Below are 23,031 nucleotides of genomic sequence, written 5' to 3'. Positions count from 1 at the left end.
CTCTTTTCAAATCATTAAGATGATTATTTTGCTTTCGCCAACAACAAGTTAGCAATAGTACGAACCCCCAGGCCTGTAGCACCGGCAGACCACTGATCAACCGCACCTTTACGGTAAGTCGCGGAGCAGTCAATGTGCAGCCAACCTTGCTGATAGTCTTTCACGAAATGTGACAAAAATGCGGCGGCAGTGCTGGCACCCGCACTGTAGGCCGCCCCCGCGACATTATTCAACTCAGCAAAGTTGGATGGCAGTTGGCTGCGATGGAATTCAGCTAACGGCAAGCGCCAGAAAGGCTCATGCTCACTTTGTGCGCTGCTCAACAACTCTTGTGCCAATTCATCATCAAAACTAAATAGCGCGTGGTAATCATTACCCAACGCCGTTTTTGCCGCGCCGGTCAAAGTGGCAGCATCAATAATCAGCGGTGCATTCTGCTCTGAAGCATCAATCAGACCATCAGCCAAGACTAAGCGCCCTTCAGCATCAGTATTCATGATTTCGACAGTCTTGCCATTGCGATAGCGAATGATATCACCCAGCTTAAAGGCATTACCGCTAACCATATTATCCGCACAACACAAATACAGTTTCACCCGCTCTTTCAAACCACGGGCTGCTGCTAATGCCAATGCGCCCGTGACTGTCGCCGCACCGCCCATATCGGACTTCATAGAGTCCATAAATGCGCTCTGTTTCAGGCTGTAACCGCCTGAATCAAAAGTAATTCCTTTGCCAACCAAACATGCCATCACCGGCGCATCTGGGTTACCGGTTGGGTTATAGTCCAAAGCTAGCAACACCGGCGCACGATCAGAACCACGGCCCACAGTGTAAATCCCGGCATAGCCCTGTTCACGCAGATCTTCGCCTTTGGTAATGCGGTAGCTGACAGCATCACATGATACTGCGCACAGCAAATCAATCGCGTTTTTAGCCAGTTGCTCTGGCCCTAAATCTTCTGCTGGCGCATTAATGGTATCGCGCACCCAGTCAATGATTTTTAGCCGTTGTTTTAGCTCGGTTTTTTCGTTCTCTGGCAGTTCTGCCCACTCCACACTGCGCTGGCCTTTTGGCCCACGGAAACCTTGCCAAAATGCCCAGCTTTGCTCCAGACCCCAGCCTTCACCGGCCAGTTTTACCTGTTTGATACCTTGCCCATCTATTTTGCGGGCGGCGCGTTGAATGGTACCCAATTCATTTTTACCCGTCAGGTGGATAGTCATCCCCTCGGCATCGGTACTCAACTGGGCTTTCTCTCCCCAACGGGCGTCGGCTGGGGTATTTGATAAGGTTACTTGCATCATTTCTGTTGTCATGAACTACCTCTTCATTATTATTTTTTGCTGTTATTCAGCTGCTTATACGCGGCCCTGTGTTAGCCACGGCGGATCAAAACGTTCTACTCTAAAAAATACTGTCTGCTATACAGTAACAGCCAGCTATAAAGTAACAATAGAAAAAAGGGCCGCTCGTGCGACCCTCAGGTATTTATTCAAATTCATCTAACCAGACGAGCAGGATGGCTTCCAGCACTTTTTCATTTGATCCTTGCGGATCGTCATCGAAATCTTCTAAATCACAGATCCATTGGTGCATATCGGTGAAACGCACTGTTTTAGGATCGGTATCCGGAAATTGATCATACAGCGCTTCGCCAATTTCGCGAGTATCTTGCCAGGTTAAGCTCATATCATGTTCTCGTGTATATACTCTAAATAATTCGAGTTGCAGGAAGGCGGCAAGCCAACGCACATGCAGCTTGAAGTATGACGAGTATAATTAATGTTCTCGCGCATGGTTGATAGTATAACGCGGGATCTCAACCACCAAGTCTTCATCCGTCACTGTCGCCTGACAACTCAGGCGGCTTTCTGGCTCCAGACCCCAAGCTTTATCCAACATATCATCTTCCAGCTCACTGCTTTCTGGCAGCGAATCAAACCCTTCGCGCACGATACAGTGGCAAGTCGTGCAAGCGCAGGATTTCTCACAGGCATGCTCGATGTCGATTCCATTGCGCAGGGCAACGTCCAGTATAGTCTCACCTTGGGTTGCTTCCAGCACTGCACCATCCGGGCAAAGGTCTTTATGGGGCAGAAATACTATTTTGGGCATGATTAAACCTCATCCACTGAATGGCCAGCCAAAGCACGGCGAATAGAGGCATCCATCCGGCGCGCGGCAAAATCTTGCGTTTGTGCATCTAACGCTTTTATCGCAGCTTCGATTGCATGTGGGTCAGTGCCCTGCATCTGCTGCTGTAATGCCGCCATCGCCTGAGCGATAGCAGTACTTTCTTGCTCACTGAGTAGTGCTGCGTCTTGTGCCAATGCGCCTTGTAAACTTTCCAACACGCGGGAGGCTTCGACTTGTTGTTCCGCCAGCTTACGTGCGCCAATGTCGCTGTGCGCGTTCGCCATCGAATCTTTAATCATATTGGCAATTTCATCATCAGACAGCCCATAAGAGGGCTTCACCTGAATCGATGCCTCCACGCCGGTGGATTTTTCCATCGCCGTGACACTCAACAAACCGTCCGCATCCACCTGGAAAGTCACACGAATATGCGCGCCCCCCGCGGGCAGCGGCGGTAAACCCCGTAAACTAAAGCGGGCGAGAGAACGGCAATCTTGTACCAGTTCGCGCTCACCTTGCAGCACGTGAATCATCATCCCGCTCTGGCCGTCTTTAAAGGTGGTGAATTCTTGCGCGCGGGCGACCGGAATAGTGGTATTGCGTGGAATGATTTTCTCCACTAAACCGCCCATGGTTTCCAGCCCTAATGACAGCGGGATAACATCAAGCAGCAGCATGTCACTGTCGGGTTTATTCCCCACCAGAATATCGGCTTGAATCGCCGCGCCAATAGCGACTACTTTATCGGGATCAATCGAAGTCAGTGGCGTGCGGCCAAAAAATTGCCCAACCTGCTCGCGCACCAAAGGTACACGGGTCGAGCCGCCGACCATTACCACTTCCAGCACTTCATCGGCCGTGACGCCCGCATCTTTTAACGCGCGGCGACAGGCCATTAATGTGCGTTTAACTAATGACGCTATCAGAGATTCAAACTGCTGACGGGTGATTTGCCCTTGCCAGCCAGCCACGGAGACATCAGCAATCTCAGCATCACTCAAGGCAATCTTAGCCGCGATGGCCGCATCCAATAATTGCCGCTGGACACCATGGTCATCACGGGAATCAATACCAGCTTGCTCACGCAGCCAATCGGCTAATAGGTGGTCAAAGTCATCGCCCCCCAGTGCCGAGTCGCCGCCAGTTGCCAGCACTTCAAACACGCCGCGGCTCAAGCGCAAGATAGAGATATCAAATGTCCCGCCGCCCAAGTCATAAACGGCGATCACCCCTTCCTGACCTGAATCCAGACCATAGGCGATAGCCGCAGCGGTCGGCTCATTGAGCAAACGCAACACATGCAACCCCGCCAGACGAGCAGCATCTTTGGTGCCCTGCCGTTGAGCATCATCAAAATAAGCGGGGACAGTAATGACCACGCCGTCCAACTCCCCTTCCAAGGCCGCCTGTGCCCGCTGTGCCAATGATTTGAGAATATCTGCAGACACTTGCACCGGATTAACCAACCCGCTCGCCGTCTGGATCATCGGTAAACCATTTTCACTGGATTGGAATTGGTAAGGCAGATTAGGGTAGCGCTGCACGATATCGGCCAAAGAACGGCCCATCATGCGTTTAACTGAACTGATGGTATTGACCGGGTCCAATGCCGCTAAATTGCGCGCATTCCAGCCGACATCAATGCCATTTTGTTGATAGTGAACCACTGAGGGCAAAAGATCCCGCAGTTGTTCATCTGCCAGCGTTTGCGCTTTACCGCTGCGCACGGTGGCGACCAAAGAATTGGTCGTACCTAAATCTATCCCTGCGGCCAACCGGCGTTGATGCGGCGGTGCAGTTAAACCAGGCTCACTAATTTGTAATAAGGCCATGTTGAGATTCCATCAATCTATACTCGTCATACTTCAAGCTGCATCTGCGTTGGCTTGCCGCTTTCCTGCAACTCGAATTATTTAGAGTATATAAAACGTTAACGACACGCTCTAATAAGAAGTAGCCGCGCATTTCGCGCCATCAATAAATTTATTTTTTATTTTTATCAATCAGATACAATTTTATTGCCTTATTACGTTCTCAGGAAAAATCATCAAACAGGCGTTCTTCTAGCTGTTCAACCTGCTGTCCTAACTTATCCAGAAAACGTAATTTTCGAACCGTGTCAGCGGCTTGTTCCCACTGTTGTTGATCCAATTGCTCGACCATCAGTTGGCTGCGCGTTTTCGTCATCAGTGCCAAACGGCGACTGAATGCAGCAAGTTGCGCCTCAGCATCTGAGTGGCGTTCGATAGCATCAAGCTCTTCCCGCAGCTCCAATTGCTCCATCAGAAACGCGGTATCACGCATAGTATGCTGTTCGTTGCCTAAATCAAAACCCTGCAAAGATAGCATATACTCAGCCCGTTTTAACGGGTGCTTGAGGGTTTGGTAAGCATCATTGATGGTCGCGGCTTGTTGCAATGAGGCCAAACGCTCGCGTTCAGGCTGATTTGCAAAACGGTCAGGATGGAATTGGCGTTGCAATTCTTGATAGCGGGTCGTGAGTTGGTTGCCGTCAATCAGGTACTGAGCCGGCAGCCCGAATAATGTGAAGTAATCCATAGCATGCTCTGGGGTTATCCCCTTCGTCCTTGGAATTGCATGGGTGTTAGCTGCACTCACGCCCTCGAATCACTCACTTGTAGTTGACCTACTTGAATAAGCTCATCAAGATTTGTTTGCTGGCTATCTACCTGCAACTCCAATGACTTTGGGTATATAGGCATCAAGTTCCTGAGGCAGGAACAAAAACAGGGGTCAGACGTTAAAGCTTTCACCACATCCGCACTCATTGGAGACGTTCGGATTGTTGAATTTAAAGCCTTCGTTCAGACCTTCTTTGACGAAATCCAGCTCGGTGCCGTCAAGATAGACCATGCTTTTGCCGTCGATGATCACTTTCACGCCTTTGTCTTCAAAAACGATATCGTCATCGTTCATTTCATCAACAAATTCCAGGACATATGCCATACCGGAGCAGCCCGACGTCCGTACGCCTAAGCGCAGACCTAAGCCCTTACCACGGTGATTTAAAAAGGCGCTGACCCGTTGTGCAGCACTGTCGCTGATTGATATCGACATAGACCTTCCTCAACGCTGAAAACCAGCTCATATCCTCGTTATCTTTCAAACTGCACGTGTATTAGTATGCAGTATTTTGAAATCCTTAGGAAAAATGAGCCAGTTATTAATAACCTATTTTACAACTACTTGGCAGTATGTTTGCTTTTGTAGTCGGCGATAGCTGCTTTAATGGCATCTTCAGCCAAAATTGAGCAGTGAATTTTGACTGGCGGTAACTCCAGCTCTTCTGCGATCTGAGTATTCTTGATCGCTTCAGCCTGCTCGAGAGACTTACCTTTCATCCATTCAGTTACCAGAGAGCTGGAGGCAATAGCAGAGCCGCAGCCATAAGTTTTGAAACGTGCATCTTCAATGATGCCAGCGTCGTTAACTTTAATCTGCAACTTCATGACATCACCACAAGCGGGTGCGCCAACCATTCCGCTACCAATGGTAGGATCTGCGTTGTCGAATGACCCGACGTTACGTGGGTTTTCGTAGTGATCGATTACTTTTTCGCTGTAAGCCATGTGATTACTCCTGAGTCTTAAAATCTGGAATTAATGGTGCGACCATTCAATGCTGCTGATATCCACGCCCTGCTTAAACATATCCCACAGCGGAGACAAGTCACGCAGACGGCCAATGGATTTGCGAACCAGCGCAATGGCGTAGTCGATCTCTTCTTCAGTGGTGAAACGCCCCAGAGAGAAACGAATTGAACTGTGAGCCAGTTCGTCGTTCATCCCCAACGCACGCAACACGTAAGAAGGTTCCAGACTCGCGGAAGTACAGGCTGAACCCGATGAAACAGCTAAATCTTTCAGTGCCATGATGAGCGACTCACCTTCAACATAGTTGAAACTGATGTTCAGAATGCCAGGTGCGCCATTCTCTAAATCGCCATTCAGGTAAACTTCTTCGATATCTTTGAGACCATTCCACAACCGCAGACGCAGTGAACGCAGGCGCGCAGCTTCGCTTTCCATCTCTTCTTTGGCGATACGGTAAGCTTCACCCATGCCAGCTATCTGATGAACGGGTAAAGTCCCTGAACGCATACCGCGCTCATGACCCCCGCCGTGCTGCTGTGCTTCAATGCGAATGCGAGGTTTACGACGAACAAACAGTGCGCCAATGCCCATCGGGCCATAAACTTTATGGGCAGAGAAAGACATTAAATCGACTTTCAGTTGGCTCAGATCGATGGGTAATTTACCGACGCTTTGTGTCGCATCAACATGGAAAATGATCCCGCGACTACGGCACATTTCGCCGATTGCCGCGATATCCTGCACCACACCGATTTCATTATTCACGTGCATGATAGAAACCAGAATGGTGTCTTCACGCATGGCGGCTTCAAGCTGTTTCAGGTCGATAATGCCGTTAGACTGCGGTGCCAGATAAGTCACTTCGAAGCCTTCACGCTCCAACTGGCGACAAGTATCCAACACTGCTTTATGTTCGGTCTTACAGGTGATGATGTGCTTGCCTTTCTTCTGGTAGAAGTTAGCAGCACCTTTAATCGCAAGGTTATCGGACTCAGTTGCACCGGAGGTGAAGACTATCTCGCGAGGGTCCGCACCGACTAATGCAGCAATATCATTACGTGCAATATCAACAGCTTCTTCTGCTTGCCAGCCAAACTTATGAGAACGAGAGGCGGGGTTACCAAAAATACCGTCCAGAGTCAGGTACTGCATCATTTTTTCAGCGACACGAGGGTCTACCGGGGTCGTTGCTGCATAATCCAGATAGATCGGTGTCTTTATTTTTGATTCGGTCATTGCTCTTATGCTCCGTACATCACTTCCAAAACGTAAAATTCCGCAGATTCTGCTTATGCGCGCAGATTGACGTTAATCGTCTCTTGCGGTCGGCCATTGGCCGTACGGCGCGTATCGTTATTTTGACGATCCGCAACCTCAAGAATATCTTGGTTATTAACCAGTTCTGCCAATGTGATGTTGTTGAGGAAGCTGCTAATGCGCTCACTCAAATCACGCCACAAAGTATGAGTCAGGCAACGATCGCCACCCTGACAACCTTCTTTACCCTGGCAACGGGTGGCATCGACAGATTCGTCAACGGCAGTGATAACCGCACCGACCGCGATTACTGAAGCATCTTTACCCAGCAGGTAACCGCCACCTGGACCACGAACGCTGGCGACTAAGCCATTTTTGCGTAACCGTGAAAAAAGCTGTTCCAAGTAGGATAATGAAATCCCCTGACGTTCAGAAATATCGGCCAGAGGAACTGGCCCGTCATGGGAATGTAATGCTACATCAAGCATAGCGGTCACGGCATAACGGCCTTTGGATGTCAGTCTCATAGCTAAGATTACCTGTTGGTGAGAACAAGCCAGAACTTTGACATACCCGAGTGTTTCAGTCAACTATTTAACCTAGTAAATCGCTCAAGTATTATTTAACAATTTCATTTTCAATAATATGGAACAGTTTCTATAATAACCAATTGATATAAGACATTAATCTTTGTTGTTATGCTCACTGGCATCAGCACCACGCTGCGGGTATTTATCTTGTTTCTCAATGGATGTCAGCATCCCACGCAGAATATTCAGCTCTTGAGCTTCCGGGCGCGCACGGGTAAACAGGCGGCGTAACTTGCTCATAATCTGCCCCGGATGGGCCTGGCGAATAAAGCCAGTATGAGACAAAACCTGCTCCAGATGCAGATAGAAACGCTCCAAATCATCCACTAATGGATAAGGCGCTTCCTCTTCTACGACTACTGGCGCCGCTGCTTGCTGGCGGTCAAGGAAAGCCACTCGCACTTCATAGGCTAAAATTTGCACCGCCATGGCCAAATTCAGTGAACTGTATTCCGGGTTAGCCGGGATTGCCACATGATAATGGCACTTTTGTAGCTCATCATTCGTCAAGCCAACCCGCTCACGACCAAACACCAGTGCTACCGGCGCATGTTCAGCTTCACGTGCGCTGCGCACGCCACATTCACGCGGCTCTAGCATAGGCCAAGGCAAGGTGCGCGAACGGGCGCTAGTACCAACCACCAAGCTGCATCCCGCCAGCGCTTCATCCAGGGTATCCACGATGGTGGCATTGCCAATCACATCACTGGCACCCGCAGACAATGCAATAGCCTGAGAATCAGGTTTAACCAAAGGATTAACCAGATACAAATTGGTTAATCCCATTGTTTTCATGGCCCTAGCTGTCGAACCCATATTGCCGGTGTGTGAGGTTTCAACCAAAACGATACGAATATTGTGTAGCATACAAACTCTGAGGATAACGGGGAATCGGCATATCTTAACACAGACATAGGAATTTATCCGATCCCCTGCTATACTACGCGCCGTTTCTCGTTCTTTAACATCCTAGTGGAAGATACCCATGCATCCGATGCTGACTATCGCCATACGCGCTGCGCGTAAGGCCGGTAACCTGATTGCCAAAAATTATGAAACTCCGGACGCTGTCGAAGCGAGCCAGAAAGGCAGTAATGACTTTGTTACCAATGTTGACCGCGACTCAGAGAGTCTGATTGTTGACGTTATCCGTAAATCTTACCCAAAACACACTATTATTGGTGAAGAATGTGGTGAGTTGCTCGGCGAAGACGATGATGTGCAATGGGTTATTGATCCACTGGATGGCACTACCAACTTCATCAAACGTCTCCCTCACTTCGCCGTATCTATCGCCGTACGCATCAAAGGCCGTACCGAAGTTGCCGTAGTTTATGACCCAATGCGTAACGAACTGTTTACAGCTACCCGTGGTCAAGGCGCTCAATTAAACGGCTACCGTCTGCGTGGCACCAATGCCAAAGATTTAGACGGCACTATTCTGGCTACCGGTTTCCCATTCAAAGTGAAACAACATGCTCCCGCTTATCTGCGCGTTGTGGGTAAACTGTTTGAACAGTGTGCTGATTTTCGTCGCACCGGTTCAGCGGCGCTGGACTTGGCTTATGTCGCCGCAGGCCGTGTTGATGGTTTCTTTGAAATTGGCTTGAAGCCTTGGGATTTTGCTGGTGGCGAACTGTTAGTTCGTGAGTCTGGCGGTGTGGTAACTGACTTTGCAGGCGGCCATAACCACTTCAGCTCCGGCAATATCGTGGCCGGTAATCCGCGCGTTGTGAAAGGTATTCTTCAGTCTATCATTCAGGCCGAAGTGAGTGACGCCTTAAAACGTTAATTAAACACGATTAACGGATGCACATTAAAAAGCCAGTCGGCTAACCCTGACTGGCTTTTTTTATTGTGAGAATTAGCGACCGAATGGCCTTATCCCCCCCATCATGTCCGGCTGACTGGAAAGATAAAGCAGAGCGCCGGCAAACAGCAGAATAATTCCGCCAGTTAATGCCAATGTCGCCCAAGCTATCGCCCCCCATGCTGCGGGCGCCCGCTTACGGCTTAAATGCACCGCCAGCCGCCGTGCATAGTGAACAAATAGCGCCAGTAACGAGATGGTCAATGAGGTGCCGATGGCCATCGCAATGGCTGAAAAAATACCCCACCAATAAACTCCAATGACTTTAGCAAACAACAGCACCATAATCGCACCGGAGCAAGGCCGCATGCCCATCGCCAAAACAATCGCCAGACGAGTGCGCCAATCATTACCCGCTTGTAGTTCTTGAGAATTGGGCATATGGCGATGCCCACAGCCGCAACTTTCACTGTGAACATGAGTCGCACTCAATGGCTGTAGGCGCTGAATGCTGATTTTCTGCGGTTTTAATAACTTCACTTGATGATAAAGCCGCTTTATTGCACGGAAACACAATAAAACGCCGAGCGCGATAACCAACAGAAAACTGCCTTTCTCCAACCAAAAGCTGCTTTGGTGCAAATAGCGGGAGGAGAGTTGCAATATGCCCAACAGCACAGTAACCAGCAAGATAGCGACGCCCCCTTGCAATATCGACGCCGCAAACGTCAGTTTCAAACTGTTTTTAAGTTGCGCCGGGTGGGTGGCAAGATAAGTCACTATCACCACTTTGCCATGCCCCGGCCCTACGGCATGTAGCACGCCGTAAATCAGGCTGAACATCATCAGCGCTAAACCGGCCTGATGCGGATTGGCTTTCACCTGTTGCAGTAACTGGGCCATCTGCTGATGCATACTTTTTTGCCAAGCCACTGTTTTAAATAACAGTTCCGGCCAATAAAGCCATGCCACCTGCGCGGCAGCGGCCAGCAACACTAAAAACAGCACCAGTGGCCATAAATTTATTAGCCAATGTTTTGGCCGCGACACAGTGGCGAGACCTACTGGCATTGCACGGTGACCCGTTGGGCGAATTGTTTGCCAAGTTCCATATCTTCTCCTGGTGAATCACTTTTATCCAAAGACAGTGCGTAAGCTTGTAATGATGTATTGGGGTTGGGCGTGAATAAGGTTAATTTGCAGCTTTTCGCCATTTCATCCGACAGCCTTACCGCCTTATTACCGTCATAAGTCATATCCACAAAATAGGTAGGGTCGTAAGTCGAGATAATAAAAGGCTTTCCGGCCAGCGGCTGCGGTTCGGCCAAGGGCAAAATAAATTCTAGAACCGCCTGATGCCCCTTGCGCGACAAATGATATTCTGTCGGCAAATTTTTATATTTCACCGGCTTACCGTCACGGTAGATATCAGTGAAATAGTGCTGTCCCAGCACATTCGCCATCACTTCAGCCGCCAGTTTTTTCCAGATTTCCGAGTCACTTTTGGCATTTTCTGCGTCATATAACAGATCTGCGGAAGTAATTTCATCCATCGTCCACACCATTTTTATTCCCACCAACGTCTGTTTTTCACTGACGAAGCTGGCATCCATATCGATAAAACTATGAGGGTGGGCCTGAGCCAGTGGGCTGAAAACAAGAGCGCCCCCCGTTAACAGCAAGGTAATCAGTCGGTTAATTACGCCAGATTTGTTATAACATAACATATAGTGCATTAATCAATCCTTGGAAATTCCACGATAACTGTGATGTAAGTTGTAAGTCGATGTAAAAGCTCCCAGCCCTAACCTACTGAATGAATCTCTTTTGCTATGCTTAAGCATGATGAATAACAACACATCCATCACGGGCGGTTATATGCACTTGGACACGTCTTCTGTGCCGCTGTTATCCAGTCAACCACTGTCCGGGCAACAACGCCGCTGCCATATGTTACTGATGCTCTTCATGCCCACAAGCAGGGTACAACTGGAGGCTATCAGCCAAATCAACGGCGTCGAGCAGCCCACTACCCGGCAAGATATAGCCGAGGTTACTCATGAAATCCAGTGTTTCTACCATTTGCAACTGAGGGCCAATGTCGATGACATCTGTTTGATTCAGGGCAGTCGGCTCGACAAAAGGCTGTGTTTAATCCACTGGCTGCGCCGAGGCATTCGCTATTGCCCTGAGTTTATTGAACACTATTTTGCGCCTAGTTTATATCATGCTCTCTCATGGGATAATCGGCTGATTTCAGAGGATTTACCCAACATAATCGCCCAATGTGAACCCTATCTGAACCGCCATCTCAATGAAAAAGATCGCCAGTTTTTGCAACTGTATTTAGCTTATTGTGCTTGGGAAAATCGGCAGCATGCTCTGCCAGAATTATCCCTCGCCCAGCAACAATGGCTAACACGTAAACCCGCGCTGGTAGCTGCTGACAGCTTATTTGATTTATTTAATCCGCTGCTGGGCGACCCGCTCGATAAAATCGAACGCGACGTGCTCATCCTGATGCTGACCATGATTAAGGCGCATAATTATCACGGTTCTCAATCAGTGGAAGATTCACGTCTAAACAAGGCCATCGACCAGTTAGTCATGCATTTTCAACAACTTTCCGGTATGACACTGAGCAGCAATAAGCGGTTAATGAACCAGCTTTTTGCCCATCTCGCCCCAGCTATTGAGCGCTGTTATTTCAATATCGGCATTGATAATTCATCGCTGGAAGAAGTTAACCGCCAATACCCCCGGCTGTTACGAACCACTCAGCAAGCGCTGGCGGCGTTCGAACAAGAATATCAGATTCAATTCTCTGCCGACGAGGCGGCCCTGATAGCCATTAGATTTGGTGCCTGGTTGATGCAGGGAAATGCATTACAAGAGAAGCAAATTTTGTTGCTGACAAGGAATAACTCAGAGTTGGAACAACAAGTTGAACAGCAAATTCGCGAGCTAACTCTGTTGCCGTTGCATATTAAATATTTGCCCCATGATGTGTATTTGCAATCCGGTGCGCCCGCCGGAACTGCGGTGGTGCTGACCCCTTATGCCGTGGGGCAACCTGAATCAACACCTCCGCTGATTCAGGTATTATTACCCATGAGCGCGCAACAAAATCAGCAATTACGCCGCCTATTAGATTTATCCTAACGGGCGAGGTCTTCCGGGTTTGCCACCACCCGAGGGCGAATAAACAGTACTGGAATCACGATTAATGCCATCACCCAGAAAACACCGCCCTGATAATGTTCGAACAAGAAACCCGAGATAATGGTCATCACCGCAATTCCTCCGCCCATCGCCAGTGCAGAATAAACCGACTGCAAACGAATCACATCTGCCCCGCGCCGGGCGGCAATAAAGCGCATCGCCGCCAAATGGCACACAGTAAATGAGCCACAATGCAGAATTTGAATCAGAATAAGCCACGACAACTCCGTGGTGGAAGCCATCAAACTCCAGCGGATAATGCCACTCACAGCAGAAAGCAATAACAGGCTGCGGGCAGTCCAGCGGCGGAAAAGGACATTACTGAATGCAAATACCAGGATTTCGGCCACCACCCCCAAAGACCATAAATAGCCAATGGTTGCGGCAGAATAACCGGCCTCTTTCCAGTAAATAGAACTGAAACTGTAATATCCGGCATGTGCGCCTTGCAAGAGAGTCACACACAGCAAAAAGCGCCATACCTGCGGCTCAGAGAGCAATACTTTCCAGTCTGTGGCGGCCACATTACGGTGTTTAACCTCGCCTTGCGGCATCACACTCGGTTTCAGCAATGCTCCCAGTAACATGGCTGAAACGCCGAACAGCAAGCTGTAAAGAATCGCCGGATGGCCCCAAACCGAGACCAACTTGCCGGTTAATGCGGAACCAATAACAAAAGCCAGTGACCCCCACAGCCGGACTTTGCCGTAATCCATGGTTATCTGTTTTTGCCAGGTCGCTGCCAGCGCATCAGTCAGTGGCACTAATGGGCCAAAAAATAGGTTAAAACCGGCAATAATCACCATTAGCCAAGCCCAGCCATTGCCAAACCAAAAACCCACGGCGAAAGCCAATGTCAGAAGCGCCAGAATGCGGATTGCAGTCACCAGATGGGATGGGTCTTTAACACTGGGGGCAATAATTAAACTGCCGAGAAAACGGGAAATTAATCCAGCGCCCAGCAAAATACCAATGGTTTCAGGCGGGATCCCTTCCCCTTGTAACCAAATGCCCCAGAAAGGCAGGAAAATCCCATAAGAAAAGAAATAAGTGAAATAGCTGAGCGACAGCCAACGTGTTGATTGCAATACCATGAATCCCTCCGAGGTCAGCCGGTCACTGTGACAGAGGCCCCGCCTGCTAGCAAATTTGTCATTAGGTAAACATGTAATTTGAGATTAGCTTCACATTTACTTAACGCTAATCACAAAAAAACCCGCATTGTGCGGGTTTTTATTAGAAAAATTCAATCGGCCGAAATTATGCGTAAACCGGGAACCGGGCGCAGATAGCCAAAACTTTCTGTTTGATACGTTCGATAGTGGCTTCATCAGTGATGTTATCTAACACATCACACATCCAGCCAGCCAGCTCGCGAGATTCTTCTTCTTTAAAACCACGGCGAGTAATAGCTGGGCTGCCGATACGCACACCTGAAGTCACAAACGGGCTTTTCGGATCGTTTGGCACGCTGTTTTTGTTCACGGTGATATTGGCACGACCCAAAGCAGCATCGGCATCTTTACCGGTGATGTCTTTATCTACCAAATCAAGCAAGAACAGGTGGTTATCTGTACCGCCAGAAACCACTTTGTAGCCGCGTTCCAGGAAGACCGCCACCATGGCTTTCGCGTTCTTAGCCACTTGTTGCTGGTAAACCTTGAACTCAGGTTCCATAGCTTCTTTCAGCGCAACCGCTTTGCCCGCAATAACGTGCATCAATGGGCCGCCCTGGTTCGCTGGGAACACAGACGAGTTCAGTTTTTTGTACAAATCTTCATCGCCGCCTTTCGCCAAAATCAAACCGCCGCGTGGGCCAGCCAGTGTTTTGTGCGTGGTAGTGGTCACGACGTGTGCATGTGGGACGGGGTTAGGATAAACGCCCGCAGCCACCAAACCGGCGACGTGCGCCATATCGACAAAGAACCATGCGCCGATGCTGTCGGCGATTTCGCGCATTTTTGCCCAATCAACAATACCGGAATAGGCAGAGAAGCCGCCGATGATCATTTTTGGTTTATGAATTTCGGCCTGACGCGCCATATCTTCATAATCAATTTTGCCAGATTCATCGATACCGTAAGGAACGATATTGTACAGTTTACCGGAGAAGTTAACCGGTGAACCGTGGGTCAAATGGCCGCCGTGTGCCAGATTCATCCCCAGAACAGTGTCGCCGGGTTTCAGCAATGCTGAGTAAACCGCCACGTTCGCCTGAGAACCAGAATGCGGCTGAACGTTGGCGTAATCCGCGCCAAACAACTCTTTTGCACGATCAATCGCCAGTTGCTCAACAATATCGACATACTCACAGCCACCGTAGTAACGCTTGCCCGGATAGCCTTCAGCATATTTATTCGTCAACTGAGAACCTTGTGCTTGCATAACACGCGGGCTGGTGTAGTTCTCAGAGGCAATCAGCTCAATGTGCTCTTCCTGGCGCACCACTTCTTGCTCCATTGCACGCCATAGATCTGCATCATAATCGGCAATGTTCATTTCACGCTTTAACATCCGGCTCTCCTGACTTAGCTAACAAAATAGATCTGGTGGACTGCCCTTCTGGGCTTTAAGACACAGTGTAAACTGTTTCCCCCTCGTTAAGATAGGTCTTGACAGAGGTTTTTACGCAAACGATTGGCTCCAGACTGCGTAAGGCTTTGACCTGTTCAGACTTCATTCAATGCAACGGAATTATCCTCATATTCATTATGTGCTTTTTTCACATTCTGTGAACTGACACGGCGGAGTCATCTCAGGTAAGGGCAATGTGCATTTACAAATTACAGGGCATTCTATAAGATGCATTTAAAATACATGTATTGATTTGCACATTAATAACACCCAAGTCATTGGCATTGCAGTCAGGACGCAGGGGATAAATCTTTAAGGAGCATCACATGCTGGATAGCCAAACCATCGCCACTGTTAAATCCACTATTCCGTTATTGGCCGCCACCGGCACCAAACTAACGGCACATTTCTATGACCGTATGTTCGCGCACAATCCTGAACTCAAGCACATTTTCAATATGAGTAATCAGTTTAATGGTGACCAACGCGAAGCCCTGTTCAACGCCATTTGCGCTTATGCGGCAAATCTTGAAAATCTGGCCGTTTTATTGCCCGCAGTTGAACGTATTGCCCAGAAACACACCAGCCTAAACATTCAGCCCGAGCATTATTCGATAGTCGGTCATCATCTGATAAACACACTGGATGAGCTGCTCTCACCGGGCCAGGAAGTGTTAGATGCCTGGGGTAAAGCTTATGGGGTGCTGGCTGATGTGTTTATTACGCGGGAAAGTCAGATTTATCAACAAGGTGAGTCTGCAACTGGTGGCTGGCGAACCTTGCGCCGTTTCCGCATCATTAAAAAAGAGATGCAGAGCGAAGTGATTTGCAGCTTTTTATTAGCACCAGAAGACGGTGGTCGAGTGCTGGATTTCAAGCCAGGCCAATATTTGGGCATCTATATCGAAGATGAGCGGCTTGAATATCAAGAAATCCGCCAATATTCCCTGACCGCTGCCCCTAACGGAAAAACCTACCGCATTGCGGTGAAACGCGAAGAACAAGGAACGGTTTCAAACTATTTGCACCGTGAATTGAACGAAGGGGACAGTGTTCGCATCGCCCCTCCTCGTGGCGATTTCTTCCTGGATATTACGCCGGAGACACCTGTGGCGCTGATTTCTGCTGGTGTGGGCCAAACCCCAATGTTAAGTATGCTTAATACCCTGCATAAACAGCAACATTCCGCGCCGATTCATTGGTTACATGCGGCTGAAAATGGACAAGTTCATGCTTTTGCCGAGGAAGTCGCCGCGATAGCAGAAAATATGCCCAATATCAGCCGCCATGTTTGGTATCGCGAACCAACGGAGCAGGATAAGCGCGGGGAGAATTATCACAGCGAAGGATTAATGGATCTCAGTTCACATCAGTGGCTCGCAGCCGATCCCAACCGACATTATTACTTCTGTGGCCCACTCGCTTTTATGCAATTCGCCGGCCGCCAATTATTGGCGCAAGGGGTAGCATCCGAGCGAATTCATTATGAATGTTTTGGCCCACATAAAGTCATTTAACCATTGAATTTTATTTAACTTCACAGGGGATGCTCTCAGTGCTCCCCTGCATATCTGTTATAAAAAAACCTTCTACTTATTGCTTTTAAATGTGGTAGAACGTGATTTAGATCTCATATATCCTAATTTAATATTGCCACGATGAGGCATTCGGATGAATGTCTAAATATTCATACAACTGAAAATTAATAGTGTGGCTAACTTTGTCCCTCACTATTCATTGCCCTGTCATTCGGGGTGAATTAAGGCTGAATTGATCTACCATGAGCAAGAAATTCATAAAAAAAGAAGGATTGGCATTGGTATCCATGGCGCGCTATCTAATTGGTGAGTGCCCTGGCAATCGGCTTAAAACTATTGATGAGTTATCCGATAATTTCGGTATCTCCGTCGGAGTAGTACAGCATGCTTTAAAAGTGCTGGAAGCGGATGGCGCTATTATTGTTGAACGCCGTGGCCGTAATGGAACCTTACTGGTTGATCTGAATATGCCGCTGTTGCTGCAACAAGCGGATCTGGGCAATATGGTGTGCGCCATGCCACTGCCTTACACCAAGCTTTATGAAGGTTTGGCCAGTGGTTTAAGAGAGCAATTTACCTTACTTCCCCTTTATTTTGCCCATATGCGTGGGGCAGAAGTGCGGATTGAATGTCTGATAGACGGCATTTATGACATGGCGGTGGTTTCGCATCTGGCAGCTAAAAGTTATCTCGACCAAGGAAAAGTCGCATTGGCGTTGAATTTGGGCAATGGCTCTTACGTGGATGGTCATCAACTTATTTGCCGCCGTGGCGAACAGCATAAAATTCGTAGAGTCGGGTTAGATCCGCGCTCACCCGACCAATGTCTGCTGACTGAAATTAAATTTGCCGGGCAACCTATAGAATTAGTCGAATTACCTTATAGCGACTGTATCGCACATATAAACCGTGGTGATATTGATGCCGCCATTTGGAATCTGGCAGATAATATTTCCCATGAAGGTTTACAGGCAATAAAGCTGCAAGGCGATGAGCGTTATATTCAAGCCTCGCAAGCCGTTATTCTTATCCGGCCCGATAATCACCCCATCAAATTACTGCTGGAAAAAGGGATTAATGAAACATTGCTGCTTAACCACCAGAGAGCTGTACAGCACGGCGAGATAGAACCTCGCTATTAATTATATCAATCTGGCAGAAAGCCAAGCTATTTTCAGGAGGCCACTCTTTGAAGATTTGTATTAATGCACGTCTTAATATTTTGTGTCAGTCAGGGGTTATTGATCACGATATCGGCCAAGGATTAGACCAGGTTATCAATCGCTTAGAGAATTTTTGGCAATTGCCAGTGCAGAGTGAGCAAGGTGTTATGGCGATCACCCATATGGCGAATGCATTAATGCGTACCCGCCATGGTGAAGAAATCCCCCCGCTGGACCCAGCAATATTAGCGGAAATTATCCAAAGGGAAGAAATTCACTATATCCGAGAGATAAATCAGGATTTGTTGGCCTATTTCTCCCTAAAACCAGCAGAAAATGAAATTGGATATTTACTCGCTAACCTTTACGGTTTATATCTTTCTAGTGACACGCCCCTGCTGCGTTAAAACATATTGGTGGGGGTGATGTGCGGAAATACAACACTAGGTTTTTTTCATTATAAATACTCAAAATAATAATAATTTAACAGTCATTATTATGCAGGACGACCAAGAGAAAAAATATTTAAAAAATTCCATTAAAACAAATTGTTATGCTCATTTGTGCGGCTATCTCATTCTGACACCAGGGAAAATTTCAGCCCCGCAGCGATGTTATCGAGGTGGAACAAACTAAAGCCAATAACTTTAGCGTTAGAAATAAAAAAAGCCCGTATCGTTTTGTGACGATCGGGCTTTCTTATTGGATAACAGACTGAAGTTAAATAGCTTCTTCGTCTTGTTCGCCGGTACGAATACGCACCACACGGGAGACATCAAAGACAAAAATTTTGCCGTCGCCAATCTTACCGGTCTGAGCCGTTTGCATAATGGCTTCTACGCAGGTATCCACGATATCGTCAGCAACAACAATTTCGATTTTTACTTTTGGCAAGAAATCCACCATATATTCAGCGCCACGGTATAGCTCGGTATGCCCTTTCTGGCGGCCAAAACCTTTTACTTCTGTCACCGTCATCCCGGTAATACCGACTTCAGCCAGTGCCTCACGGACATCATCGAGTTTGAATGGCTTAATAATCGCGTCAATTTTTTTCATGGTGAATCCCTGTTTTACCAATTCTTGCGGCCAAAGCCTGATGTAATCGGATAGCGTCTATCTTTACCAAAGTTGCGGGCAGTGATACGCGGCCCGACAGCAGACTGACGCCGTTTGTATTCGTTGATATCTACCAGGCGGATGACTTTACGCACGATAGTTTCATCAAAACCGTCAGCAACCAAATCGGCCACTGACTTATCTTGCTCGACATACCCTTCGAGAATGGCGTCCAAAATATCATAAGGTGGCAGGCTATCCTCATCTTTCTGATCAGGCGCCAGCTCCGCTGACGGTGGCCGGGTAATCACCCGCTGCGGAATCACGTATGAAACGGTATTACGATATTCGGATAGTTTAAATACCAACGTTTTGGGCACATCTTTCAGCACATCAAAACCGCCCGCCATATCACCGTACAATGTGGCGTAACCGACCGCCATTTCGCTTTTGTTACCGGTAGTTAATACGATGCTGCGGCGTTTGTTTGACAAGGCCATTAGGACCACCCCACGGCAGCGCGCCTGAAGGTTCTCTTCCGTTGTATCGCGCTTGCTGCCAGCAAACATCGGTGACAATTGCCCCATAAAGGCATCGAACATCGGCTCGATAGAGAGCACATCAAATTCGACACCCAAAATTTCGGCTTCTTCTTTGGCATCAGCAATACTGATATCGGCGGTGTAACGGAACGGCATCATCAATGCCTGAACCTTATCTTTACCCAGCGCGTCCACAGCAATCGCCAGTGTTAATGCTGAGTCAATCCCGCCCGATAGGCCAAGAACCGCGCCATTGAAGCCGTTCTTCGTCACGTAATCGCGCACCGCCAAAACCAATGCCTCATAGACCTGGGCCAACGGCGGTAACTCTGCGGCAGGCGCTGTCATCGGCACCACTTCGCACTCATTGAGCTGCAATAAGGTGGTTTGCTCAGCAAATGCCGCCAAACGGTGAGTCATATTACCGGCAGCATCGAATACCTTGGAACAGCCATCAAAAATCAGTTCATCCTGACCTCCGATTTGGTTGAGATACACCAATGGCAATCCTGTGCGCTGGCAGTGAGCCGCCATCAGCGTTTTGCGGATATAGGGTTTTTCCCGATTGTATGGAGAGGCATTGATAGACAACACAATTTCTGCACCTGCGGCTTTAATCGCATCGACAGGGCCATCAAACCATAAATCTTCACAAATCAGCAGGCCAAGACGATAGCCTTTCAGCTCCACGACACAACTTTGATGACCGGCTGAAAAATAGCGTTTTTCGTCGAAGACACCGTAGTTGGGTAATTGCTGTTTGAAATAGCGCCCTTGCAATTTACCGTCAGCAAACAGTGATAGCGCATTATACAGTTCGCCCTGTTCGCGCCATGGGTGCCCGACCAACACCGCCGTCTGCTGCGTTGCCGCCTGCAAACGATTTAATTGCGCTTCGCAGCGTAGGTAGAAATCATCACGATACAGCAGATCTTCTGGCGGATAACCGGACAAAGCCAGCTCGGAGAACATGACTAAATCAGCTCCCGCCTTCTGCTGCTCATGTAAAGTCTGCAACATGCGTTCAGTGTTGCCTTCGATATCGCCGACCAGCCAATTTAACTGGGCTAATGCAATGGAAAGTGATCTGCTCATTAGGATTTAAACTCGGTTGTCAGTGTTGTCATTAATTAACAACAGTTATTCTTTGAAATCGTTGGCATCTAGCTCATGGCGCGACAACAATTTATAAAACTCGGTACGGTTACGCCCCGCCATCCTTGCAGCCTGAGTCACATTACCTTTAGTGATTTGTAGCAGTTTACGCAAATAATTCAATTCGAATTGATTTCGGGCCTCAACAAAGGTTGGTAATGCTGTATTTTCCCCTTCCAATGCCTGTTCAACCAAGGCCTCACTGATAACAGGCGCAGAGGTTAATGCCACGCATTGCTCAATCACGTTAACCAACTGGCGCACATTACCCGGCCAGCTGGCGGTCATGAGCCGTTTCATAGCATCGGTTGAGAAGCTACGAACAAAGGGCTTATGCCGTTTCGCTGATTCACGTAATAAATGGTTAGCTAACAACGGAATATCTTCTGAGCGCTCATGCAGCGCGGGGATCTTGAGATTCACTACATTCAAACGATAGTAGAGATCTTCACGAAATTCATTTTTTGCCATTGCTTTGGGCAAATCACGGTGAGTCGCTGAAATGATCCGCACATCAATACTTAAATCACGGTTACTGCCCAATGGGCGTACTTTGCGCTCCTGCAAGACTCGCAGCAATTTCACCTGTAAAGACAGCGGCATATCGCCGATTTCATCTAAGAACAGTGTCCCGCCTTCGGCGGCCTGAAATAGCCCTTCGCGGCTACTAACTGCACCGGTAAATGCGCCTTTAGCATGGCCGAATAACTCGGATTCCAGTAACTGCTCTGGCAATGCACCACAGTTGATGGCAATAAAAGCCTTTTTCGCCCGTGGGCTGGCAGCATGAATAGCTTGCGCCAACACTTCTTTACCTGTGCCGCTTTGCCCATTGATCAACACGCTGACATCCGATTGCGCCACCATTTTGGCTTGCTCCAGCAAGCGCAACATTACTGGGCTGCGGGTGACTATCTCTTCACGCCAAGTATCATCACCGGCAGGAATAGAAAGTTCTAGCGCTGCATCAATTGCTTTATATAAAGCATCACGATCAACTGGCTTGGTCAGGAAACTGAACACTCCCTGCTGAGTGGCGGCCACGGCATCAGGAATGGAACCGTGGGCGGTCAGAATAATCACCGGCATACCCGGTTGATGCTTCTGAATTTCAGCAAATAGCGCCATGCCATCCATTTCATCCATACGCAAGTCACTGATAACCAAATCAATTTTCTCACGCATTAACAAGCGCAATGCTTCCTGCCCGCTTTCGGCGGTGGTGACATTAAAACCTTCACTGGTTAAACGCATCCCCAGCAACTTCAGTAAGCTGGGGTCGTCATCAACCAGCAGTAGATTGGCCGGTTTGCGTGGCGTCATGAGATTCCTTATTCGTCGCAGGTGGAACATCAGTTGGGGGGACTACTGGCGGTGTATAAGTATCAGCCGGTTTTTCTCCCGGTTGCGGCGCAGGTTTATTGTCTGCTGGTGACTCTGTTGGCTTATTTTCAACCGGAGCAGGCGCGATAGGTTTAGTTTCAGTCGGTTTAGTTTCAGCCGGTTTAGCTTGAACTGGCTTGGTTTCGGCCGGTTTAACGTTCGCAGGCTTAGTTTCAACCGGTTTGACTGGCTCTACTTTTGACTGAGAATCAGCCTCGGCTGACTTAAGTGCCGCTGCGGCTGCAGCTTTGCTATCCGCATCAGTTTCAGGAATCTCATTTTGCATTTGCTTACGTGATGAAAGCTGCCGTTCAATATCGGTTAGATTTTCCAGCTTGCGGGTGGTATCTAATAAATTATATTGCAACCGAACCTGGCTTTCTCTCAGACGGTCAATTTGCGCGTCGGATTCCTCTTGCAAGCGCTGATAACGCGTGCGCTCTTCAGCCAGAGAAATGCGCAGCACCTGCTGCTCACGCCACAGTTGAATCAGTGGGCGCACAGCGCCGGGGAAGCTTTGAGTATAACTGTTTAAGCGCTCAACCACCTGACGGCGCTCAGCAATCGAAGGCTCAGAGCTGCTCACCAGAATACCCTGCTTAAAGGCGGCTGACCAGGTGACGACCGGTAAAGACGCGGCTAATGCTCGTGCTTGAGTTGAACCCAAACGCTCAGCACAATCCATCGCCCGCAGCCAATAAAGGGAGTTTTCCAGTGTCTCTTTATCATCAAGACTCCACAGCACATCGCAGGGTAGAGTTCGATAATCAATGATTTTCGTTTCCGGTATCACCATCTGAACTGCTTGGGAAAAACGGCCAACGGTCGGATTATCAGTACATCCCGTGAGTAATAGCGGGGCCAGCAATAAAGCTCGCCAAAAAATACCCGAGCCAGACTGACCCACCAGCTTATTGGCGGTAGTTGATGTCCGGCATGACAAAAAGACGGTCTTTTTCATTATGTTGCTCATAGACCATTTGTA

The 23,031-nt window shown here is 48.4% G+C and carries 23 protein-coding genes; 5 read left to right on the top strand and 18 right to left on the bottom strand.

Annotation, left to right across the window (positions count from 1 at the left end; genetic code table 11):
• Positions 1–23: 23 nt before the first annotated feature.
• From pepB to trmJ, 10 genes are all read right to left on the bottom strand, one after another.
• The gene (gene pepB / locus OP863_RS05285) at positions 24–1,319 is read right to left on the bottom strand and encodes an aminopeptidase PepB (protein ID WP_038635464.1); all 1,296 of its coding nucleotides are present in this window, start codon (positions 1,317–1,319) and stop codon (positions 24–26) included.
• A 172-nt stretch (positions 1,320–1,491) separates the two neighbouring features.
• A complete protein-coding gene (gene iscX / locus OP863_RS05280) occupies positions 1,492–1,692 on the bottom strand; it encodes a Fe-S cluster assembly protein IscX (protein ID WP_004702435.1) in 201 nt (66 codons plus the stop codon).
• A 90-nt stretch (positions 1,693–1,782) separates the two neighbouring features.
• Positions 1,783–2,118 (bottom strand): ISC system 2Fe-2S type ferredoxin, encoded by a 336-nt coding sequence (gene fdx / locus OP863_RS05275; protein ID WP_038635467.1) that lies wholly within the window; start codon positions 2,116–2,118, stop codon positions 1,783–1,785.
• Between the two features lie 2 nt (positions 2,119–2,120).
• On the bottom strand, positions 2,121–3,971 hold the full coding sequence (gene hscA / locus OP863_RS05270; RefSeq protein ID WP_050291489.1) for a Fe-S protein assembly chaperone HscA: 1,851 nt from the start codon (positions 3,969–3,971) through the stop codon (positions 2,121–2,123).
• 202 nt (positions 3,972–4,173) lie between these two features.
• Positions 4,174–4,698 carry a co-chaperone HscB gene (hscB, locus tag OP863_RS05265; RefSeq protein WP_038635472.1) on the bottom strand — a complete coding sequence of 175 codons (525 nt, stop codon included), beginning with the start codon at positions 4,696–4,698 and terminating at the stop codon, positions 4,174–4,176.
• A gap of 195 nt (positions 4,699–4,893) precedes the next feature.
• Positions 4,894–5,217: an iron-sulfur cluster assembly protein IscA gene (gene iscA, locus OP863_RS05260; protein ID WP_004393580.1), complete on the bottom strand. Its 324-nt coding sequence runs from the start codon at positions 5,215–5,217 to the stop codon at positions 4,894–4,896.
• 125 nt (positions 5,218–5,342) lie between these two features.
• Positions 5,343–5,729, bottom strand: a complete 387-nt coding sequence (gene iscU, locus OP863_RS05255; RefSeq protein WP_004393581.1) for a Fe-S cluster assembly scaffold IscU — start codon at positions 5,727–5,729, stop codon at positions 5,343–5,345.
• A gap of 30 nt (positions 5,730–5,759) precedes the next feature.
• Entirely contained in the window at positions 5,760–6,974 is a 1,215-nt protein-coding gene (locus tag OP863_RS05250; RefSeq protein WP_050291525.1) for an IscS subfamily cysteine desulfurase, read from the bottom strand.
• Between the two features lie 68 nt (positions 6,975–7,042).
• On the bottom strand, positions 7,043–7,537 hold the full coding sequence (gene iscR / locus OP863_RS05245; protein ID WP_038635476.1) for a Fe-S cluster assembly transcriptional regulator IscR: 495 nt from the start codon (positions 7,535–7,537) through the stop codon (positions 7,043–7,045).
• Between the two features lie 156 nt (positions 7,538–7,693).
• Positions 7,694–8,467, bottom strand: coding sequence for a tRNA (cytosine(32)/uridine(32)-2'-O)-methyltransferase TrmJ (trmJ, locus tag OP863_RS05240; RefSeq protein WP_265525954.1), 774 nt, complete (start codon positions 8,465–8,467; stop codon positions 7,694–7,696).
• Positions 8,468–8,585: 118 nt separating this feature from the next.
• On the opposite strand from trmJ, the gene suhB reads away from it, so the two are divergent.
• Positions 8,586–9,392: an inositol-1-monophosphatase gene (suhB, locus tag OP863_RS05235; RefSeq protein WP_038635480.1), complete on the top strand. Its 807-nt coding sequence runs from the start codon at positions 8,586–8,588 to the stop codon at positions 9,390–9,392.
• Between the two features lie 72 nt (positions 9,393–9,464).
• Here the strand turns inward: suhB and OP863_RS05230 are convergent, their stop codons facing one another.
• Together OP863_RS05230 and OP863_RS05225 are read right to left on the bottom strand one after the other, a co-directional pair.
• Positions 9,465–10,481, bottom strand: coding sequence for a nickel/cobalt transporter (locus OP863_RS05230; protein ID WP_265525953.1), 1,017 nt, complete (start codon positions 10,479–10,481; stop codon positions 9,465–9,467).
• Positions 10,472–11,137 (bottom strand): DUF1007 family protein, encoded by a 666-nt coding sequence (locus OP863_RS05225; protein ID WP_416222825.1) that lies wholly within the window; start codon positions 11,135–11,137, stop codon positions 10,472–10,474. The genes OP863_RS05230 and OP863_RS05225 overlap by 10 nt, the downstream gene beginning before the upstream one ends.
• A 151-nt stretch (positions 11,138–11,288) precedes the next feature.
• On the opposite strand from OP863_RS05225, the gene csiE reads away from it, so the two are divergent.
• Positions 11,289–12,572 carry a stationary phase inducible protein CsiE gene (gene csiE / locus OP863_RS05220; protein ID WP_050291492.1) on the top strand — a complete coding sequence of 428 codons (1,284 nt, stop codon included), beginning with the start codon at positions 11,289–11,291 and terminating at the stop codon, positions 12,570–12,572.
• Here the strand turns inward: csiE and OP863_RS05215 are convergent.
• Positions 12,569–13,726, bottom strand: coding sequence for a 3-phenylpropionate MFS transporter (locus OP863_RS05215; RefSeq protein WP_050291493.1), 1,158 nt, complete (start codon positions 13,724–13,726; stop codon positions 12,569–12,571). The genes csiE and OP863_RS05215 overlap by 4 nt on opposite strands.
• Before the next feature lie 166 nt (positions 13,727–13,892).
• Positions 13,893–15,146, bottom strand: a complete 1,254-nt coding sequence (gene glyA, locus OP863_RS05210) for a serine hydroxymethyltransferase (protein WP_050291494.1) — start codon at positions 15,144–15,146, stop codon at positions 13,893–13,895.
• Positions 15,147–15,532: 386 nt separating this feature from the next.
• Here glyA and hmpA point away from each other — a divergent pair, with 386 nt between their 5' ends.
• From hmpA to OP863_RS05195, 3 genes are all read left to right on the top strand, one after another.
• Positions 15,533–16,723, top strand: coding sequence for an NO-inducible flavohemoprotein (hmpA, locus tag OP863_RS05205; RefSeq protein WP_050291495.1), 1,191 nt, complete (start codon positions 15,533–15,535; stop codon positions 16,721–16,723).
• Positions 16,724–16,986: 263 nt separating this feature from the next.
• Positions 16,987–17,886, top strand: coding sequence for a GntR family transcriptional regulator YhfZ (gene yhfZ / locus OP863_RS05200; protein WP_038635498.1), 900 nt, complete (start codon positions 16,987–16,989; stop codon positions 17,884–17,886).
• Positions 17,887–17,933: 47 nt separating this feature from the next.
• Entirely contained in the window at positions 17,934–18,314 is a 381-nt protein-coding gene (locus OP863_RS05195) for a PRD domain-containing protein (RefSeq protein WP_265525951.1), read from the top strand.
• Positions 18,315–18,627: 313 nt separating this feature from the next.
• Here the strand turns inward: OP863_RS05195 and glnB are convergent, their stop codons facing one another.
• Genes glnB through qseG form a run of 4 tightly spaced genes read right to left on the bottom strand, consistent with a single transcriptional unit; the run spans position 18,628 to position 23,007 of the window.
• A complete protein-coding gene (gene glnB / locus OP863_RS05190) occupies positions 18,628–18,966 on the bottom strand; it encodes a nitrogen regulatory protein P-II (protein WP_002231018.1) in 339 nt (112 codons plus the stop codon).
• Positions 18,967–18,980: 14 nt separating this feature from the next.
• The gene (locus OP863_RS05185) at positions 18,981–20,603 is read right to left on the bottom strand and encodes an NAD+ synthase (RefSeq protein ID WP_145589796.1); all 1,623 of its coding nucleotides are present in this window, start codon (positions 20,601–20,603) and stop codon (positions 18,981–18,983) included.
• A 45-nt stretch (positions 20,604–20,648) separates the two neighbouring features.
• Entirely contained in the window at positions 20,649–21,986 is a 1,338-nt protein-coding gene (gene glrR, locus OP863_RS05180; protein WP_005159455.1) for a two-component system response regulator GlrR, read from the bottom strand.
• A complete protein-coding gene (gene qseG / locus OP863_RS05175) occupies positions 21,949–23,007 on the bottom strand; it encodes a two-component system QseEF-associated lipoprotein QseG (protein ID WP_265525950.1) in 1,059 nt (352 codons plus the stop codon). The genes glrR and qseG overlap by 38 nt, the downstream gene beginning before the upstream one ends.
• Between the last annotated feature and the right edge of the window lie 24 nt (positions 23,008–23,031).

Origin of the sequence: Yersinia sp. SCPM-O-B-9106 (C-191), from assembly GCF_026183365.1 — a bacterium.
Classification (GTDB): Bacteria; Pseudomonadota; Gammaproteobacteria; order Enterobacterales; family Enterobacteriaceae; genus Yersinia; species Yersinia rochesterensis.
The sequence above is the reverse complement of the archived record's forward strand: the minus strand, read 5'-3'. Positions and strand labels throughout refer to the sequence as shown.